This is a genomic window from Streptomyces sp. NPDC005485 (assembly GCF_040606085.1).
Classification (GTDB): Bacteria; Actinomycetota; Actinomycetes; order Streptomycetales; family Streptomycetaceae; genus Streptomyces.
Genome location: NZ_JBEXDZ010000307.1, coordinates 1 through 2,596, shown reverse-complemented (window position 1 = coordinate 2,596; position 2,596 = coordinate 1). Strand labels below are relative to the sequence as shown.

Genomic DNA, 2,596 nt, shown 5'->3' with positions numbered 1-2,596 from the left:
CCGACTCCACCTACCTCCGCTTCCGTGACGCCGTCGAGAGGGACTTCGCCTCGACCCCGGGCAGTACGCCCACGCGGCGACGGGCAAGACGTACCGGCACGGACCCGACCCACCCACCGACCCCCCCTGCGACAGGCGCCCCCGCCAGATCACGTTCCGCCACCCCCAGCCCGCCTCTCCGCCGCAGCCCGCCCCATAGCCTCCACCTGCTCAAGCAACGGCATCGGATCCACCCCCACCGTCCCCGGCAGGAAGTCCGCGATCCGCTCCGGTGTCCAACCGGACGACGGCGCGTACGCAGCCCGCACCTCCCGCGGCTGCGCCCACACCGCGATCTTCGGCCCGGCAACGGTGTACACCTGTCCGGTGATGCCCGCCCCCTCCGACCGCGCACGATCGGACAGCAAGTACACGACCAGCGCGGCCACGTCCTCCGGCTCGCCGATCTCCTTCAGCTCCATGGGAACGTTCGCCGACATCCGCGTACGCGCCACGGGGGCGACGGCGTTGGCGGTGACCCCGTACTTGTGCAGCCCCAGCGCGGCGCTGCGCACGAGCGAGATGATCCCGCCCTTCGCCGCGCTGTAGTTGGCCTGCGACACGGACCCCTGATGGTTGCCGCTGGTGAACCCGATCAACGTGCCGGACCCCTGCTTCCGCATCACCGCCGACGCCGCCCGGAACACGGTGAACGTGCCCTTCAGGTGCGTGGCGATCACGGGGTCCCACTCCTCCTCGGACATGTTGAACAGCATCCGCTCGCGCAGGATCCCGGCGACGCACACGACTCCGTCGATCCGCCCGTACGTCTTGGTCGCCACGTCGACGACCCGCTGCCCGCCGGCCATGGTGGAGATGTCGTCGGCGACGGCGACGGCCTCGCCGCCGGCCGCGAGGATCTCCTTCACCACCCCGTCGGCGACCGAACTGGTGGGCGCGGCGCCGTCGATGGACACGCCGTAGTCGTTGACGACGACGCGCGCGCCCTCGGCCGCCGCGGCCAGGGCGACCGCCCGGCCGATCCCACGCCCGGCCCCCGTCACGGCGACGACCTTGCCTGCCAAGAAGTTCCCCACGCCGGCCCCTTCCCGCGGTTTCTGACGGACCGTTAGATTTTATGACCCGTCAGATACCTGGAGACAAGCCCCGGGGAGTACTCATGTCAGTGCCGACGCTGCGACCGGAGTTCCATGACATCGCCAAGCGCGTGAACAACTGGGGCCGTTGGGGCGCCGACGACGAGATCGGAACCCTGAACCTGATCACGGACGACGTCGTACGGGAGGCGGCCCGCACGGTGCGCACCGGGCGCCGCATCCCGCTGGCACTCCCCCTCCAGCAGGACGGGGTGCAGACGGGGATGATCCCGGGCCGGGTGAACCCGCTGCACTCCATGGTGCAGATCAACCAGGAACTCTTCGGCCCGGGCACCGTGGCGTGCAGCGACGACCTGGTGACCATGGGGCTGCAGGCGGCCACCCACTGGGACGCGCTCACCCACGTCTCGCACTCGGGGAAGATCTACAACGGCCGCCCGGCCACCACGATCACCCCGCACGGCGGCGCCGAGTTCAGTGGCATGGACAAGCCGCGCCACATCGTCTCGCGCGGCGTCCTGCTGGACGTGGCCCGCGCCCGCGGCGCGCACCGGCTCGACGGCGCCCACGCCGTGACACCCGAAGACCTGGACGCGGCCCAGGAGTTGGCGGGCACGCGCGTGCGGTCCGGCGACATCGTCCTCGTACGGACCGGGCAGATCCAGGTGTATCTGGCGGGCGACAAGCAGGGGTACGGCTATCCCTCACCGGGCCTGTCGATCCGTACGCCTGAGTGGTTCCACGCCCGCGACGTCGCTGCGGTCGCGAACGACACGCTCACCTTCGAAATCTTCCCGCCGGAGATCGAGGACCTGTGGCTGCCGGTGCATGCGCTCGACCTGGTCGAGATGGGGATGCTGCAGGGCCAGAACTGGAATCTCGAAGAGTTGTCCACAGCCTGTGGAGAAGAAGGCCGCTACACGTTTCTGCTGTCGGCGATGCCCGAGCCCTTCGTCGGCGCCACAGGGACCCCGGTGGCGCCGGTGGCCATCCTCTAGGCGGAGAAGGACGGGTGGCGGCGCGCCGATTGCTCGCCCCGAGCACGGCACCGCGCGCCGCCATCCGGCTCCGGCGTACCCGCCCTGCTCCTCACTGGCCCTCAGGAGCCGACGCCGAATCGCGACCCACACTCGCCGAGGGCCTCCGTCACCGAAACCCTCGCCGTCCCCTCGCGGCGAATCGCTGAACACAAGCGTGATCAAACGGACACGCCACGTCAACACCGCTTCGAAGATTTGCCACTTATGTACGTTTTGTGGAGGCGCGTATGGAAGCACACCCCGGCGCATTCAGCCGTACCGAAGGCCACGCATGCGGAGTTCCTGCATACATGCACAAAACGGCGCACCAACACCCGAGCCCGCCTCGCGCCGAGCTCGCACCGACCCGCGACGCACCCGGCCGGAACTAGGGGGTGTTTTGAAAGTCCTGTGCGGTGCCCGCGGTGTTCGGTGCGTGCCCTCGGCGTGCCGGACGAAGGCCCTCGTACTGGACGTACT

The 2,596-nt window shown here is 69.6% G+C and carries 2 protein-coding genes; one reads left to right on the top strand and one right to left on the bottom strand.

The genetic code is table 11. From position 1 onward, the window contains the following. Nucleotides 1–149 precede the first annotated feature (149 nt). Nucleotides 150–1,076: an SDR family oxidoreductase gene (locus ABZS97_RS43755; protein WP_356149606.1), complete on the bottom strand. Its 927-nt coding sequence runs from the start codon at nt 1,074–1,076 to the stop codon at nt 150–152. 83 nt (nt 1,077–1,159) lie between these two features. On the opposite strand from ABZS97_RS43755, the gene ABZS97_RS43750 reads away from it, so the two are divergent. After that, nucleotides 1,160–2,095, top strand: coding sequence for a cyclase family protein (locus ABZS97_RS43750; RefSeq protein ID WP_356149603.1), 936 nt, complete (start codon nt 1,160–1,162; stop codon nt 2,093–2,095). Nucleotides 2,096–2,596: the final 501 nt, after the last annotated feature.